This window comes from Paenibacillus pectinilyticus (assembly GCF_001700435.1).
GTDB lineage: Bacteria > Bacillota > Bacilli > Paenibacillales > NBRC-103111 > Paenibacillus_E > Paenibacillus_E pectinilyticus.
In genome coordinates this window covers 178,783-193,577 of the sequence record NZ_LYPC01000028.1, presented here as the reverse complement: position 1 = coordinate 193,577, position 14,795 = coordinate 178,783, and the positions used below count along the sequence as shown (strand labels likewise).

Below are 14,795 nucleotides of genomic sequence, written 5' to 3'. Positions count from 1 at the left end.
TATATGCAAAGGAATAGACGGGTGTCACGAAATGCAAACAATACGCGCCCAAATATTAATGGGAATATTATCCTAGGTATTTGTCGAAATATAGGATAATCCTCCCATGTTGCTGATGGAATATGTCGTATATAATTGAAACTGGTACTATTTTGAAATTAATGGAGCGGATTACTTGAGTGATCTATTGGGTAAAAGATTAAGATATGATGTGACAACAAGTTATGGACTAGTCTTAGTCCCCATTCATACCGTTCTCAATCAAGAGCATTTAGATTTATTCAGACAGCATCGCATCGACGCGCTGGATATCATAACGACCGCCCTGTCAGATCGTCAGCCAGAAACCGCACTTCATCAGGACAGTTCCCAACAACTTGTTCAGAAAGCAACACAATACGCCAAGGATTTATTTGAACGCATTCAGACGCATAAAAAAATCCCGCTGCTTGAAATTAAAAACGAATTAATTCCAATCGTTCAGCAAGCCGCTGAGAATCCGGATTTGTTCCAGCTGTTTCAGGCTGTTAAAGCCAAAGATGAATACACCCATCAACATAATATTGGCGTAGGCATCCTATCTACACTGATTGGTAAATGGATGGATTTAGCTGAGGCAGAAGTAAGCTTATTATCCTTGGCAGCCACTATGCATGATGTCGGTAAAATCAAGATATCCCAAGAAATTCTGATGAAGCCTGGAAAGTTAACCACTTCAGAATATGAAGAAATTAAGAAGCACACGATTCTTGGCTATAATATGCTTCGAGATACAGTAGGAATTAACTACCGTGTAGCACTCGTTGCTCTACAGCATCATGAACGCGCGGATGGTACAGGATATCCGTTGCAGCTGCAGGATAGTCAACTGGACAAAATGAGCCGGATCGTCGCGGTAGCTGACGTTTTCCATGCGATGTCATCTAAGCGACCTTATCATGAGATGATGCCATTTCATGAGGTTGTCAGCCGGCTGCGGAAAGGCTTTTTCGGTGAATTAGATCCGCATATCGTTTCCGTATTTTTACAAAATATCATAAACAATCTAGTAGGCCGCCAAGTCCTTCTTACTGATGGACGTTGGGGAGAAGTCGTCTATATTAATCCAACGGATGATACCAATCCACTTGTGAAAATTGATAATTCCTTCCTTGATCTCAGCAGGGAAAGACATATTCATATAAAGGAAGTTGTCATATGATGCCAATACATGCAGATGAACTTAATGTTTTACATCAATTTTACTCCAATTATGGTCTAACACAGCGAGAAAAAGAAATTCTATCTTTACTAGCTACGTATGGGTACACCAACAAGGAAATTGCTGAAAATTGCTGTATCAGTGAGAAAACAGTGAAAATTCACTTAGCGAACATTATGAATAAAATTGGCATAGGTTCGATGCGGAAGCTTCTAGCGCTGCTCTTGCAGCAAGCATTGTTAGTGTCTCGGTTAGGCGCGAATGATCAAGTTCGTGTTGCTTCTGTGGGCATGGTATAAGTTTATATGTTGATATCGTAAAGCAGCCTGTCCTTTTGGGGATTGGGCTGCTTTTTGTCATTCTATGAAACTATTTTACGATACAATTTGGAACCAAAAACAAGCAATAAACAGTTGACATGATACAAAAAGTATCTTAAAGTAAGAGTAACAAATAAGATACAAATAGTATCATCCAGATTTGAAAATAGACTTCTCGCGGAGGGGAATCATGGAGATTAATCTGAAAGAATATGTGTCGATTGTCATCAAACGCTGGTGGGTCATTGTACTTATTGTAAGTGCATGTACGATCCTCACGGCGATGTATTCGACATCTAACTACGTTCCGATTTATCAAGCTTCTACTAAATTGATCGTCAATAAAACCTCAGGACAGGATCAACTAGGCAAAGAACAAATTGATTACGGAGCCATTGGTGTCAATATGTCGCTCATTAATACCTATAAGGAAATTATTAGAACCCCAGCCATTATGGATAAAGTCGTTCAGCGATACCCCGATCTACACGTATCCACAGATCAATTGATTTCAATCGTCAATGTCACGAATCTCAATGAAACACAAGTCATGTCCATTGTCGTAAGACATTATTCACACGAAAGAGCTGTACGAATTGCCAATGCGGTTTCCGACGTTTTCCAATCCGAAATTCCTAACATAATGAAGGTTGATAACATTACGATTCTCAATCGAGCCAAGATTCAGGACAATCCTACACCGGTGAATCAGAAATCGAATCAATATATCATTCTGAGTTTCGTTGGGTCACTCGCTGCTACAATTGGTATCATTCTACTCTTTGATGCGATGGACGATACCTTGAAAACAGAAGAGGATATTCGAGAGATATTTGAGCTATCGACCCTAGCTTACATACCTAAAACGAAGCACAGAATAATCCGGGCAAAACGAAAAAATAAATTTAGAAAAAAAGCAGAGGAACTTTCATATGCCAAAACTATCTACTAAAGCTAGTTCAGCCGTTATGATGCAAATTAGCGCAAATTCCTCGACAGCAGAAGCTTATCGATCTCTACGATTTAATATTGAATGTTCCGTTTTCGGTCGTGAAGCGAAGACAATTACGATCACTTCATCAAGTCGAGGTGAAGGGAAAACGACAACGGCCGTCCAGTTGGCAATCGCTTATGCGCAAATTGGGAAGAAAGTATTGCTGCTCGATGCGGATCTGCGAAATCCATCCATTCATCTTGCTTTTGGTGAAGAGAATCGACGTGGTTTAACGAATTATCTGGAAGGCCAAGCATCCTTGAATGAAATCATTCGAGACACAATCGTAGAGAATCTATCGATGATGACGTCCGGACCAGGTTCGAAGAATCCCTCAGGCTTATTAGCCTCTAAGCAGATGGATACGCTCCTAGCAACGCTTAAGGAGAACTTTGATATCGTTATCGTCGATACGCCATCGCTCTTAACGATCACAGATGCCAAGATCATGGCAACCAAATGTGACGGCATCCTCCTCATCGTGGAATATGGGAAAGTAAAGCGTGAAGCCGCTAAGAAAGTGAAAGAGGAGCTCATGCTGGCGAATGTTAAATTAATTGGTGTTGTTCTGAATGAAGTCAAGAACCATCAAGCTAACGCGTATCTGTAGGTTATTTTCCAAAAAATGAAAGTAAGGGGAGCGAGTTTATAGCTAATGAGACAAAAAAGACGAAAGCCGCAACGGCAAACCGTAAGAATCGTCTGCATCTTGACGCTAAGCGTTGGCATCTTGGCAGGCTGCTCAGATTCAGCAGTTGTGAACACGGACGCGAAGCCTGTTTACAAGGATCAAGCCATCCAGAGCGTTAAAGCATTCAAGGTTATTAAGCAAAAAATCGGCAACCCGTTGGAACGCGTAGCAGAAGTGCAATCCTCTGCTCAATTTACGGTATTGGCGAAGGCATCAGGCGAGATTGAACAGATCCTAAAGAAGCGTGGAGACATGGTTCAAGAAGGTGATGTTATTTTGAAGTTAAAGTCGACGGATGTCCTAGCTCAAAGAGAATCGGCAGCCGCAGCGGTCCAAGCAGTTCAAGATGCCATGGGGAAAGCGAAAGCCAAGGCGAAGAAAGAATCGGACAGCCAAAAGCAAGATATGAGCAATGCGGTACAAAAAATGGAGTTAAACATGACCACACTCCTTCGCAGCTACAATAAGATGAAAAATGATTATGATATTGGGCTCGCTACCAAAGCTCAGCTATATCAAATGGAAACGCAGATGATGACTGCTCGCATGGATCTGGACCAACTTAAGCAAAAGCTCAATGCTTTCGAACCGATAGATGCGGCTTCAGAATTAGAAACGCAGCTCAAAGCTGCTCAAGTTGCGTTGCAGCAGGTTGACCAAGCGATAGCAAACTTAGAGGTAAAGGCAACCGTAAGCGGTCTCTTGACCGAAATGCCTTTAGAAGTAGGAATGCCTGTCCAGTCAGGTGCGCAAATCGGTGTCATTCAAAGACTCGATCCTATCAAAATCAAAGCACAGCTATCTGAGGATGAAACGAAACTAGTCAGCGACAAAACGGAATTGACCTATTCGCTGCCTGATAATAAAACGAAATTTAAAGGTGCCATTTCTTACCTGGCTAAGGTAATCGATCCGGCCACGAAATCCTATGAAGTGAATCTAGAAGTACCGAATAAAGATCATCTCCTGATGCCAGGTATGAAGCTGAAGCTGCAAACATCGGATGACAAAGACCAAATTGTTGTCACAGTGCCAACGTATAGCATTGTGAAAGAAGGCGATAATGCCTTTGTATTCGTACTAGCAGGCGATACGCTTGAGAAGCGGAGCATTCAATTAGGAAGAATCAATGAACAGAATCAAGAAGTCCTGTCAGGTCTTAAAGAAGGGGAACTGGTTGTCAAAACGAACCCGAGCTCATTAGTCGACAAAGCGAAAGTTCAAATGTCGGCAGTGGAAGAGCAATAATTAAAAATGGAGTGACTCGACTTGAAAATAAACTGGAAAAAAACGACGATTATGTTCATCCTTGCGTCCTCGCTAGTGATACCATCTGCTTCTTTCCATGTATCAGCAGATGAGAAATACACACAGTCCTCCTCGCAACTGAGCTACCAATTGACGGATGCCATTCAGGTGGAAGTGAAAAGTGTACTCAACGAACCAACCCCTGATGGGACGAGGATCGGCGCTGTTGTTCGTCTCTATAATGGAGGAGACCGCTTAATTGGCGTTCCAGAGTATGAAGTGCGTGTGAAGACGCAAGAGGGATTGGAATATATTATGCGGCCAAGCCAAGCGAATCCACGTAACATTCAGCCGAAAGAAACCGTTGAGCTAAGTTACATGAATGTTGTGGATCGTTACGATGTTTTCTCATTAGCCGAGCTATCGTGGTTGGATGTAGATGAGTTCGTTTATCCCAAAGAAGAAAAGAGAATCATCTCCGTACCGATTGGCGATCAAGAATGGAGAGGGGAAAAGGCGAATTTTTCGGACCCTTCTAAAATCAAAAAGTGGGAAGATACCTTTACAATCCCTGTATTGTCAGATTCGATTACCTATCAGCCCGTGAGCCTGAGTGAGCAAAATACACCGGATGGCCTTATGACCGTCGTTAGTTTACTTGCCACAAATGTGGGAGATAAGACGACTACGATTCCAGATTTTCGTATGAATGGGAAATCTGCTACAAAGGTCTTCACTGGAAAAAGGCTAGAGCAGGGCGCGCTTACGTTGGATCCAGGTGAAAAGAATTATATTCACTATGCCATCCCTGTAAAGAATAAAAGTGATTTGAAAAGTTTAACGGTATTGACGCCAGAAGACTTCGTTGCTGAAGATAAATCGCATAGCTCATTTCTAATTGGCAGAGTCACAATCAACTTAGAAGGAGCTGCAAGTTCGCAGCGGTTTATGAGTCAGTTAGCCCCTTATGAGTTGAACAAACCAATCAAGTTCGATCCATTGAGTGATTTGATTCAACCGCAAGTTGAGGTATCTATGGTAGATCTCAGTATGAGCGAAAGTGCTGGCGGAGGCTTTAAAGCCGTGGTGGCTAAGTTTAAAATGCTGAATAAAAGCGGCGGACCGATCCAGGTTCCGTATTTCCAAACTGTACTGACAAGTACCAGCGGCAATAAATACGCCGGTACCCGTCAGGAAACCAAGGTGGCTTCGCTGATCCCGAATATTAGCTATGTTATTTATTATTCGTATATCGTTCCGAATACGGAAACAGGCGAACAGTTAGCTATGGAGATCTTGGATGCTAAGAAAGTGGAACCCTATAACTTCGCTGTCGCGGCATTCAAGACCAAAACAGCTGCTGCAAGCGGAGATAGCTCCTCGGCCTTTTATCCCTTCCACGTCACATTAAATAATTGGTATACAGAATCCAACTATAATATGGGAAAAGGTGGATCCTCCTACTCGTACAAATTAAATGTTGATTTGGATATCAAGCTTCAAGATGCCGTTGTCGTTGACCAAAATTTCTCCAAAATGAGACTAGAAGTCGTCGATTCGACCAATAGGGTCATGGCTTCCAAAGTGCTTTCATTTATAGGTGATGATAAGATCGTTAGCGGAACGCAAACCCTGAATTTTGACCTGGACAGGCTTGAAAATACGGTAACCCTTCGGATGTATGAGATTATTGACACGCCTTTCGGTGAAGTCAGAAGGCTTATCCAATCATGGAATCGTTAGGAGAGACACGTCATGGACAATGAAGGTGCAGATCGGCCCAAAAGATATACCCGGCCGCTGGTATTAAGTCAGCAACCGGTTCGTTTTGAAACGGCTCCAAGTTGGCATGAAGGACAAGGCCATTCCGATCATGCGGGAGCTAGGGATGGCGAGAGACATGATTCGAACCCATCCTATCGCGAATCGCGTAAGGGGAATGGGCACAGTAAGCTATAGGAAATGACTTCAGTGAGGTCAATGAGGGAAATCTTGTTGACCTCCCCATTCAATGAAAGCAGCAGCGTTTTTAAAATAATTTTGGGAGCTGATATCATCATGACCCAGTATCTTCGAATGAATGATTACGAGTCCATTCAATTGGATATGGAGTGGATTATTCTAAACACGGATGAATATACCTTGACGAAGTTAAATGGTGTGGGCGGATTCTGCTGGTCTATGTTAGGTACCGCGCAGACGGTAAGCTCCATTAGTGAGGCAGTACGGAGGGAGTATGAATCCGTTGATGAAACGGTTGAAGCCGATATCGAAGCGTTTTTACGTGATATGATTGGCCGAGGCTTGGTTCAATATGCCGTTTCCTAATGAATTCGTAAAGCTGTTTGCCCAAGTCTTGAAGAAGCGGGGCTGGATTGAGCTTCCGGCACAAGGCACGAGTATGTTTCCTTTTATTCGAAGGGGCGATATCTGCAGATTCGTACCTGCGCTGGCCACTCAGATCAGGAGAGGCGATATTCTTTTATTTTGTACACCGCAAGGTAACTTAATTGCTCACCGCTTATGTCGAAAAGTCATAACGAACGAACAGCTGACCTTACTTTGTAAGGGAGATTCAAATTTGTCTTATGATGTTGCTATTCAGCAGGACCAGTTAATCGCAAAGATGGATTGGATTAAACGAAATGAACGGATTATTTTTGTGACAAGTCCGCTAGCTTACATATGGGGCCATCTTGTGCTCACCGTGCCTATGGTGTCAGTCGCTTTGCAATATTATTTGTATCATAGAGAACGGATCCATACGTCGTAGGATGGTCATGGCGTGATGAGTAGAGAAAACGTTTACTTGATTCTTTTCGGAGGCAAAGTTTTGAACATTTGAATGTGGAGATTCCGGCTAGGTATGCCGTAACGATAGTTAGCTATGTAGGGTGAATGATTGGAAGAAAAAGTTAAGAGAAATGGTTGACAGGTAGAAAAGAAGATGATATTCTAAAAATGTTCTTTATAAAGAACAAATGAATCAGTAAACAATGGAAAACGTTTCTTCGAGAGAACGATCGGGGGCGTTGGAAAAAAATTAATAGATCGAACGTTGGAGGAACTATGAGCGCTATAACTGGTATTTTTCAAATGAACGATCAGCCCGTTTCCTTAGCCCATGGGGCTCTCTTGATGAAGGCGCTAGAAAAGTTTCCTGCAGATGATAGTCATACCTGGAGCAGCCAGCAAGTCTTCTTTGGTTGCCATGCCCAGTGGATTACCCCGGAATCAGTTGGCGAACGAGTTCCAACCTACGATCCAGAGAGGCAGCTGGCGATTACGGCAGATGCGATCCTGGATAATCGAGATGAGTTATTCGAGCAATTACAAATAGAACGAAGCCTGCGAGCTGGGTTTCCCGATAGTGCACTCATCCTGTTAGCGTACCGCAAGTGGGGCGAAGATGTTCCGAAGTATTTAATTGGCGACTTTGCCTTTATGATCTGGGATGCAAAAAACAGGCAGCTCTTCGGTGCTAGAGATTTCACGGGGAGTCGAACTCTGTATTACTTTCACAATCCAGCGAGCTTTGTATTTTCCACAATGATAGAACCATTACATGCCCTACCCTATATTGAAAAAAAGTTGAATGAGGATTGGCTTGCTGAGTTCCTAGCGATAACCAGTGTTATCGATACGGTCGATGTGGAATCAACGGTGTACAAGCATATTGAGCAAATACCTCCATCACACAGTATTACAGTAAAGGCTGGTAAAGTAACACTTTCCAAATACCTTACATTCTCTGCAGGCAAACCGTTGAAATTAAAAACGAACGAAGAATATGAAGAGGCCTTCCGTGATGTTTTCCAAAGTGCAGTAACGGCTAGGGTGCGTACGCACCGCAACGTCGGTTCCCAGTTAAGCGGAGGCTTGGATTCGGGATCTATTGTCAGCTTTGCAGCAAGAGCGCTGCAGAAGCAGAAGAAACAATTATATACGTACAGTCAAATTCCCGAGGGGAATTTCTCGGATTGGACGAATAGATATAGGTTAGCCGATGAAAGACCACTTATCAAATCCACGGTTGCTCATGTAGGTAATATTAACGATCAGTATCTAGACTTTGCAGGAAAAAGCGCCTTGTCAGAAGTGGATGATTGGCTTGAGATTATGGAGATGCCTTACAAGTTTTTCGCGAATTCCGTGTGGATTAAAGGGATATATGAAAGAGCACATCAGCAGGATATCGGTGTTCTCTTAAATGGGAGCCGAGGGAATTTCACAATTTCATGGGGGCCGGCTATGCCTTACTATGCATCACTCATGAAGAAACTGAATTGGCTCCATCTGTATGATGAAGTGTGCAAATACAGTGTGAATACGGGCGTAGGCAGAGCTCGAATTCTTAAGTTGACCGCACAGAAAGCATTTCCTGGGATCCATCAATGGCTCTCCAAAGAAACCCAACCAGAAGCCCCTCTACAATTAATTAATCCAACATTAGCTAAGAAAACAAATATTATTCATAAATTGGAATCGCGAGGATTGCTTGCAGGTGTTCATAATTCCAACAATTTGGAAATCGAAAGATACAATCACTTCCAACAGTTAAATCTATGGAGCACAAGTAATACAAGCGCATCTAAGCTATCGCTTCGATATAAGCTGCAGGGACGCGACCCTACGAATGATTTAAGAGTCATAAGATTCTGCCTATCATTACCGACGGAACAGTTTATACAGCAGGGCCAGGATCGCGCACTAATCCGAAGATCGATGCACAATCTGTTGCCAGATGACATTCGCTTAAATCAACGGGTTCGGGGGATTCAAGGCGTTGATGTGATTCATCGTATGACACCTGCCTGGTCGGAGTTTATTGATGAGGTTCAGCACTTAATCAAAGATCCAATGGCTTCAGAGATGATGAATGTGCCTGTTTTACACAAAGCGATTTCGAATATTCGCAGTTCACCACAAGCGAATGCAGCATTCAGTCCTGATTTCGGAATACTCATGAGAAGCCTTATTGTTTATCGATTTCTCAGGAAACTATCTTAAGGAGGTGATATTATGCAAAAACAGTGGAATCAACCTGTACTTGAAACACTTGACTTGAGTATGACATTGGCTGGTCCTGGTCTTCGTTATTTGGATCAGAACTATCAAGACGAGGATGAGCAAGGTGCACTTCACCATAGCTAATCTTGTTTAACCTAGCAGTGTGAGGTATCCATCACAACCCTTATACGTAAGCCAGTATAAGGGTTGCTTCAAAAATTTTGCAGCGTATCTGGAGTGAATGAGATGATAAAAACACAAGAGAGAGTGATTTTTCAAGCATTTGGCTTAAGCATTCGCAGCGACTTCCATCTGCCCGAACTAAGCCTACTAAGTGATATACAAGGAGATGCTGATGTAGAAGTTACGATGGCTGACTTAACCAATTTGTGGTCAGAACTTGTGCCTGCTAATCAAGGTATCCTCATCTATGAAGATAAAGTCATATTTGAGATTCCTGATACAGCTATTTTCTTGATTCAAGATGGGAAGAGGATTACGATCTCACCGGTTAAGCATGCGGAGGAATCCAAAATTCGCCTTTATCTACTTGGGACTTGTATGGGTGCGATATTGATGCAGAGGCGCATATTGCCTTTACACGGCAGTGCGATCGCAATTGATGGTAAAGCATACGCGATTGTTGGGCATTCAGGAGCTGGGAAATCAACGCTCGCTTCAGCGTTTATCAATCATGGTTACTCCTTGTTAAGTGATGATGTCATTCCAATCTCGTTTGATTCTGCAGATCAGCCGGTGGTGACGCCAGCGTACCCGCAGCAGAAGCTTTGGCAGGAAAGTCTTACTCACTTTGGGATGGAAACAAGTAGGTACGATCCTATATTCCAGAGAGAAACGAAATACACGATACCCGTTCCCTCCAATTTTACAACAGAAACACTCCCATTAGCAGCCGTATTCGAGCTAGTGAAGTATGACGGTGAACAGGTATGTCTTCAAGAAATTCCGAGACTGACAGGCTTATCTAGGCTGTTCCAACATACGTATCGGCAAACCTTTCTAGCACCGCTAGGCTTGCTGGACTGGCACTTCTCTACATCAGCACGCATGATGAAAAATATCGATATGTATCAATTGAATCGCCCGACTAGCGGCTTTACCGCTCATCAACTTGTCTCATTAGTTCTAGATACCATCCATGAGGAGGAGTAACCATGATCAAACAAGCTACGCTGACAATCGTTGATATCGTTGAGCAGGGTAAAGGCAATATCGTTAGTAATATGGGTGAAGATAAAGTCATGCTCAATGTGCAACATAATAAATATTATAATTTAGGCGAAGTAGGCGGCAGGATCTGGGAGCTTATTGCATCTCCAACTGTTATCGCAGAAATCATTCTTACTTTAATTTCGGAATATCAGGTCGAGAAAGAGCAATGTGAAGAACATGTTATTGGCTTTTTGGAACATTTACTGAAAGAAGAACTTATTTATGTTCGTGAAAAATAAGATCGTCCCCATGCGATTCGTTCGCATCCTTAAACTTATTTGTTCCTTAGATATGACAACAATGCTTTTATTTTTGGAAGCTTATACATTTCTGGGCTGGGCCCGCATCCTTAAATCAATCCGTTTCACAAAAGTTATTGACATGTTTGGCCTTCAGATGGATGAGACAAGCATTAGCCCTCTCCATATTGATAGAAGGAAGGTTTCTAGCGTTGCTAGTGCGATTCAAACCATGAGCCGCTATACCCCATGGGATAGCAAATGCCTGGTGAGAGCACTAGCGGCTATGAAAATGCTAGAACGTCGTAAGATCGATAGTACACTTTATCTTGGTACTGCGAAGGATGAAACAGGGAGCATGATTGCACATGCTTGGCTGCGCAGCGGCCCCTATTATGTCTCCGGGGCAGAAGAAATGAAAAGGTTTACTGTTGTTGGTACTTTTGCTAAAAAGGCAATCTAGATCTGCATGAAGGGAGGTGATACTATGCAAAAAAATTGGCAAAAACCAGATTTGGAAACACTTGATCTTAACATGACGATGGCTGGAAGTCCGAACGAACAATGGGATGCATCCTTGTTCGATCATAGTCCTGAAATTCTTGGGCCTAAAGATCATAGCTAAGAACTGAATACTATATAAAAGGATTATTTGCCCTTATACGAGACTCTGTATAAGGGCTTTACTACACATTCGCATAAGGGAAGATCAGGTTATTTAGGGGGATTTGCGGTGAAGCAGCTCTTACATTTTGCAAGAAAGCTACACGTATTTGCAGGGAAGATTTTATATATCAATGTGATCGGTATGGTGCTGGTTAGTTTGCTAGATGGTGCAGGAGTCTTACTCTTAATCCCGTTGATCAGTCTCAGTGGTGTACTTAGCATTAGCTCAGGCTCCAGTACTTTACAGCATATTTTTGGTTTTTTGCAGGACATACCTGCGAAATGGAGTTTACTCCTGCTGTTAGGTGCTTACGCGGGGATGATCATCTCACAAACACTCATTCAGCAAAATTTAAATCATCGAAATCTCCGTATTCTTATGGGGTTCACCAACCATATTCGTATGGAAACCTATCGCTCTTTACTGCAGGCCAATTGGGCTTTTTTTGTTAATAAGAGAAAATCGGATCTCATTAATTCCTTAACGGAAGAAATTTCACATCTTGTGAGAGGGACGAATCTCTTGCTTCAACTGATGACATCTGTTATTTTCACAGCTATTCAATTGGGTATTGCCTTTTGGCTTTCACCAAAGATTACGTTATTCGTCTTAGCGGCTGGCGTTATTATCGCTTTGTTCTCAAGGCGTTTTATCAAGAAGTCAAGATTGGTTGGGAATGAGACTATTGAAATTGCACAAAGCTATCTAGGTGGAATTACCGATCAATTCAATGGTATTAAAGATATTAAAAGCAACTCGTTAGAAGCATCCCGCTATGCTTGGTTACGGACGTGGTGCGAACGGGTTGTGGCTGAAAAACTCAAAATAAACAGATTAAACAACACCTCACAAACCTTCTACAAAATTACTTCGACCTTGCTAATTGTCTCCCTTATTTACGTTTCAATCCAATTATTTAAGGCACAGCCCGGTCAACTCTTATTAATTGTGCTGATTTTCTCGCGATTATGGCCGCGATTTACAGGGATTCAAGCCAATTTGGAGCAAATCGCTTCTTGTATCCCAGCTGTGGAATCGATTCTTCGCTTGCAAGAGGATAGTAAGAATGCTAAGGAGTTTGAAGATGCGGAGAAGTCCGCTAAGCATATCGTGCCCATGTCGGTTCATCAGGGTATCGAATGTAAACAGATCTACTTCCGCTATAATAAGCAAGAATCCAACTATCAGCTTGAAAATATCCAAGTGCAAATTCCGGCTAATCAGACAACAGCTATTGTTGGGCGTTCTGGTGCAGGAAAAAGTACCTTGATTGATATCATAATGGGGCTGCTTCAGCCAGAGAAAGGTCAAATCTGTATCGACGGTACACCATTGACCTCTGAAAACTTATTATCCTTTCGTCAGGCGATTAGTTATGTTCCACAGGATCCATTTTTATTCAATGGCAGTATTCGAGAGAACTTATTAATGATTAAGCCGCAAGCAACGGAAGAGGAAATCTGGGAAGCGCTAGAATTCTCGATTTCAGCTGAATTTGTGAAACGACTTCCGCAAGGACTTGATACGCTAATTGGAGACCGTGGTGTTAGACTTTCGGGTGGAGAGCGGCAGCGTCTTGTGCTGGCAAGAGCGATCCTGCGTAAAACGTCTATCCTTGTTTTGGATGAAGCTTCTAGTGCGCTTGATACAGAAAATGAAGCGAAGATTTTGGCAGCGTTAGATCAGTTAAAGGGTAAAATGACGATTATCGTCATCGCTCATCGCTTGTCGACGATCCGCAATGCGGATCAAGTCATCGTTGTAGATCAAGGAACAATCGTCCAAAAAGGCATGTTTAATCAATTGGCCAATGAAAAGAAGAGCTTATTGAATCACTTGTTAGAGCAACAAGTTGTCGTTATGCCTCATGGTTAGTCCATAGAGGAAAGCACGTGTGTGTAGAAGGATCAAGGGGGTATTGGTGAGTCCTATGGATATCGATTTTGATTTGAATGTAACGCAATTTTCTAAAGAATTGAAGGTGTTATTCCTGTTTCTCAAGAGTGGGGAAAGCGTGGGTGACGTTCCAGAACTAGACCAAGATTGGCTCGTTGATTTTGATTGGGATAAGTTTCTTAAGCTAACTCTGCACCATCGGGTATACCCTGAGCTCTATAGGAAGCTGCAGACCATGAAAACAGCCTGGGTGCCATCACATATGATGGATACACTACGTAAACATTATCATAATAATGCCTTTCAAATGCTGCATTTAAGCGCGGAAATGGAGCAACTTAGCAAATCGTTTGCCACTCAAATGATTCGCTCCCTCGTATTGAAAGGACCTGTATTAGCAGCTGATTTGTACGGTGACATATCGCTGCGCACCTCGCGGGATCTAGATATTTTGGTCCCTATCGATGATTTGGACCGTGTTGATGATCTGCTCAGTAAACTAAATTACGAGAAAATTGAATATCCATTGACCGTTCTGAATGATTGGAAGTGGCGGCATCATCATATTACGTATTACCACGCGGATAAACGAGTTACCGTTGAAATTCATTGGCGATTAGGACCTGGTCCAGCTAAAGAGCCTAGCTTTAATGAATTATGGGAGAGGAGACGGTTAAGCACAATTACGAGCAGTCCTGTCCATTACTTAGGTAAAGAGGATTTATTTTCGTTTCTCGCCTCACACGGTGCGCGGCATGGATGGTCAAGACTCCGCTGGTTAGTCGACATCGACCAGATCGTAAAGCAGAATCTTGATGCGTCTGTTCTTATCAAGCAATTGAAGAAGCACGATAACTTGCATGTAGGGGCACAAGCGCTTGTTCTAACCACACAGCTCTTGCAGACGACACTTCCCTCGGAGTTGAATGTACTAACAACGGGAAGTCGGGCAAGACGATTAGCGCAAGGGGCTATATTTTATATTCGACAGATGGTTAATCTGCACACGGATCCCGTGCCTGAGGATGTGTCCAAGTATCATAAGCGTCATTTGTTCTCGCTCATGTCGAATTGGAACAAAGTGTTGTTCGTTCTAAGCTTCATGTACCCCTATCCAGAAGATGTAGAAACGTTACCTTTGCCCAAATATGCACAGTTTCTGTACTTCCCATTGCGCCCGTTCCTATGGGCCTGGAGAAGAGCGAAAAAGCAAACCGCTGCAACTTGAGCAGGTAAAAGTCTTATCTTGACACGTTCTCTATAAAGAACTATTATAGGAATGTGGAACAAATTATT

17 protein-coding genes are annotated in these 14,795 nt (G+C 42.7%); all 17 read left to right on the top strand.

Annotated features, from left to right (window positions below; genetic code table 11):
* Nucleotides 1–175 precede the first annotated feature (175 nt).
* The 17 genes from A8709_RS28760 to A8709_RS28690 all read left to right on the top strand — a co-directional run bounded on the left by A8709_RS28760 (nucleotide 176) and on the right by A8709_RS28690 (nucleotide 14,727).
* Entirely contained in the window at nucleotides 176–1,201 is a 1,026-nt protein-coding gene (locus tag A8709_RS28760; protein ID WP_065857759.1) for an HD-GYP domain-containing protein, read from the top strand.
* Complete coding sequence (locus A8709_RS28755) at nucleotides 1,198–1,500, top strand: helix-turn-helix domain-containing protein (protein ID WP_065857757.1); 303 nt, start codon at nucleotides 1,198–1,200, stop codon at nucleotides 1,498–1,500. The genes A8709_RS28760 and A8709_RS28755 overlap by 4 nt, the downstream gene beginning before the upstream one ends.
* 211 nt (nucleotides 1,501–1,711) lie before the next feature.
* Nucleotides 1,712–2,473: a YveK family protein gene (locus A8709_RS28750; protein ID WP_065857755.1), complete on the top strand. Its 762-nt coding sequence runs from the start codon at nucleotides 1,712–1,714 to the stop codon at nucleotides 2,471–2,473.
* Nucleotides 2,454–3,125, top strand: a complete 672-nt coding sequence (locus A8709_RS28745; RefSeq protein WP_065857753.1) for a CpsD/CapB family tyrosine-protein kinase — start codon at nucleotides 2,454–2,456, stop codon at nucleotides 3,123–3,125. Before A8709_RS28750 ends, A8709_RS28745 begins: the two co-directional genes overlap by 20 nt.
* Nucleotides 3,126–3,170: 45 nt before the next feature.
* Nucleotides 3,171–4,454 carry an efflux RND transporter periplasmic adaptor subunit gene (locus A8709_RS28740; RefSeq protein ID WP_065857751.1) on the top strand — a complete coding sequence of 428 codons (1,284 nt, stop codon included), beginning with the start codon at nucleotides 3,171–3,173 and terminating at the stop codon, nucleotides 4,452–4,454.
* 21 nt (nucleotides 4,455–4,475) lie between these two features.
* A complete protein-coding gene (locus A8709_RS28735; RefSeq protein ID WP_084225576.1) occupies nucleotides 4,476–6,197 on the top strand; it encodes a hypothetical protein in 1,722 nt (573 codons plus the stop codon).
* 12 nt (nucleotides 6,198–6,209) lie between these two features.
* Nucleotides 6,210–6,413, top strand: a complete 204-nt coding sequence (locus tag A8709_RS28730; protein ID WP_065857749.1) for a hypothetical protein — start codon at nucleotides 6,210–6,212, stop codon at nucleotides 6,411–6,413.
* 99 nt (nucleotides 6,414–6,512) lie between these two features.
* Nucleotides 6,513–6,782, top strand: a complete 270-nt coding sequence (locus A8709_RS28725) for a PqqD family protein (RefSeq protein WP_065858693.1) — start codon at nucleotides 6,513–6,515, stop codon at nucleotides 6,780–6,782.
* A complete protein-coding gene (locus tag A8709_RS28720; RefSeq protein ID WP_065857748.1) occupies nucleotides 6,769–7,227 on the top strand; it encodes a S24/S26 family peptidase in 459 nt (152 codons plus the stop codon). Before A8709_RS28725 ends, A8709_RS28720 begins: the two co-directional genes overlap by 14 nt.
* Nucleotides 7,228–7,523: 296 nt before the next feature.
* On the top strand, nucleotides 7,524–9,464 hold the full coding sequence (locus A8709_RS28715; protein WP_065857746.1) for an asparagine synthase-related protein: 1,941 nt from the start codon (nucleotides 7,524–7,526) through the stop codon (nucleotides 9,462–9,464).
* A 12-nt stretch (nucleotides 9,465–9,476) separates the two neighbouring features.
* Nucleotides 9,477–9,608, top strand: a complete 132-nt coding sequence (locus A8709_RS34275; protein ID WP_141692693.1) for a paeninodin family lasso peptide — start codon at nucleotides 9,477–9,479, stop codon at nucleotides 9,606–9,608.
* A 102-nt stretch (nucleotides 9,609–9,710) separates the two neighbouring features.
* Nucleotides 9,711–10,637: a phosphoenolpyruvate carboxykinase (ATP) gene (locus tag A8709_RS28710; protein WP_065857744.1), complete on the top strand. Its 927-nt coding sequence runs from the start codon at nucleotides 9,711–9,713 to the stop codon at nucleotides 10,635–10,637.
* A 2-nt stretch (nucleotides 10,638–10,639) separates the two neighbouring features.
* Nucleotides 10,640–10,936 (top strand): lasso peptide biosynthesis PqqD family chaperone, encoded by a 297-nt coding sequence (locus A8709_RS28705; RefSeq protein WP_065857743.1) that lies wholly within the window; start codon nucleotides 10,640–10,642, stop codon nucleotides 10,934–10,936.
* Between the two features lie 10 nt (nucleotides 10,937–10,946).
* A complete protein-coding gene (locus tag A8709_RS28700; RefSeq protein ID WP_065858691.1) occupies nucleotides 10,947–11,399 on the top strand; it encodes a lasso peptide biosynthesis B2 protein in 453 nt (150 codons plus the stop codon).
* Nucleotides 11,400–11,423: 24 nt separating this feature from the next.
* A complete protein-coding gene (locus A8709_RS34270; protein ID WP_141692692.1) occupies nucleotides 11,424–11,561 on the top strand; it encodes a paeninodin family lasso peptide in 138 nt (45 codons plus the stop codon).
* Nucleotides 11,562–11,669: 108 nt separating this feature from the next.
* The gene (locus A8709_RS28695) at nucleotides 11,670–13,478 is read left to right on the top strand and encodes an ABC transporter ATP-binding protein (protein WP_065857740.1); all 1,809 of its coding nucleotides are present in this window, start codon (nucleotides 11,670–11,672) and stop codon (nucleotides 13,476–13,478) included.
* 55 nt (nucleotides 13,479–13,533) lie between these two features.
* Entirely contained in the window at nucleotides 13,534–14,727 is a 1,194-nt protein-coding gene (locus tag A8709_RS28690) for a nucleotidyltransferase domain-containing protein (RefSeq protein WP_065857738.1), read from the top strand.
* Nucleotides 14,728–14,795: the final 68 nt, after the last annotated feature.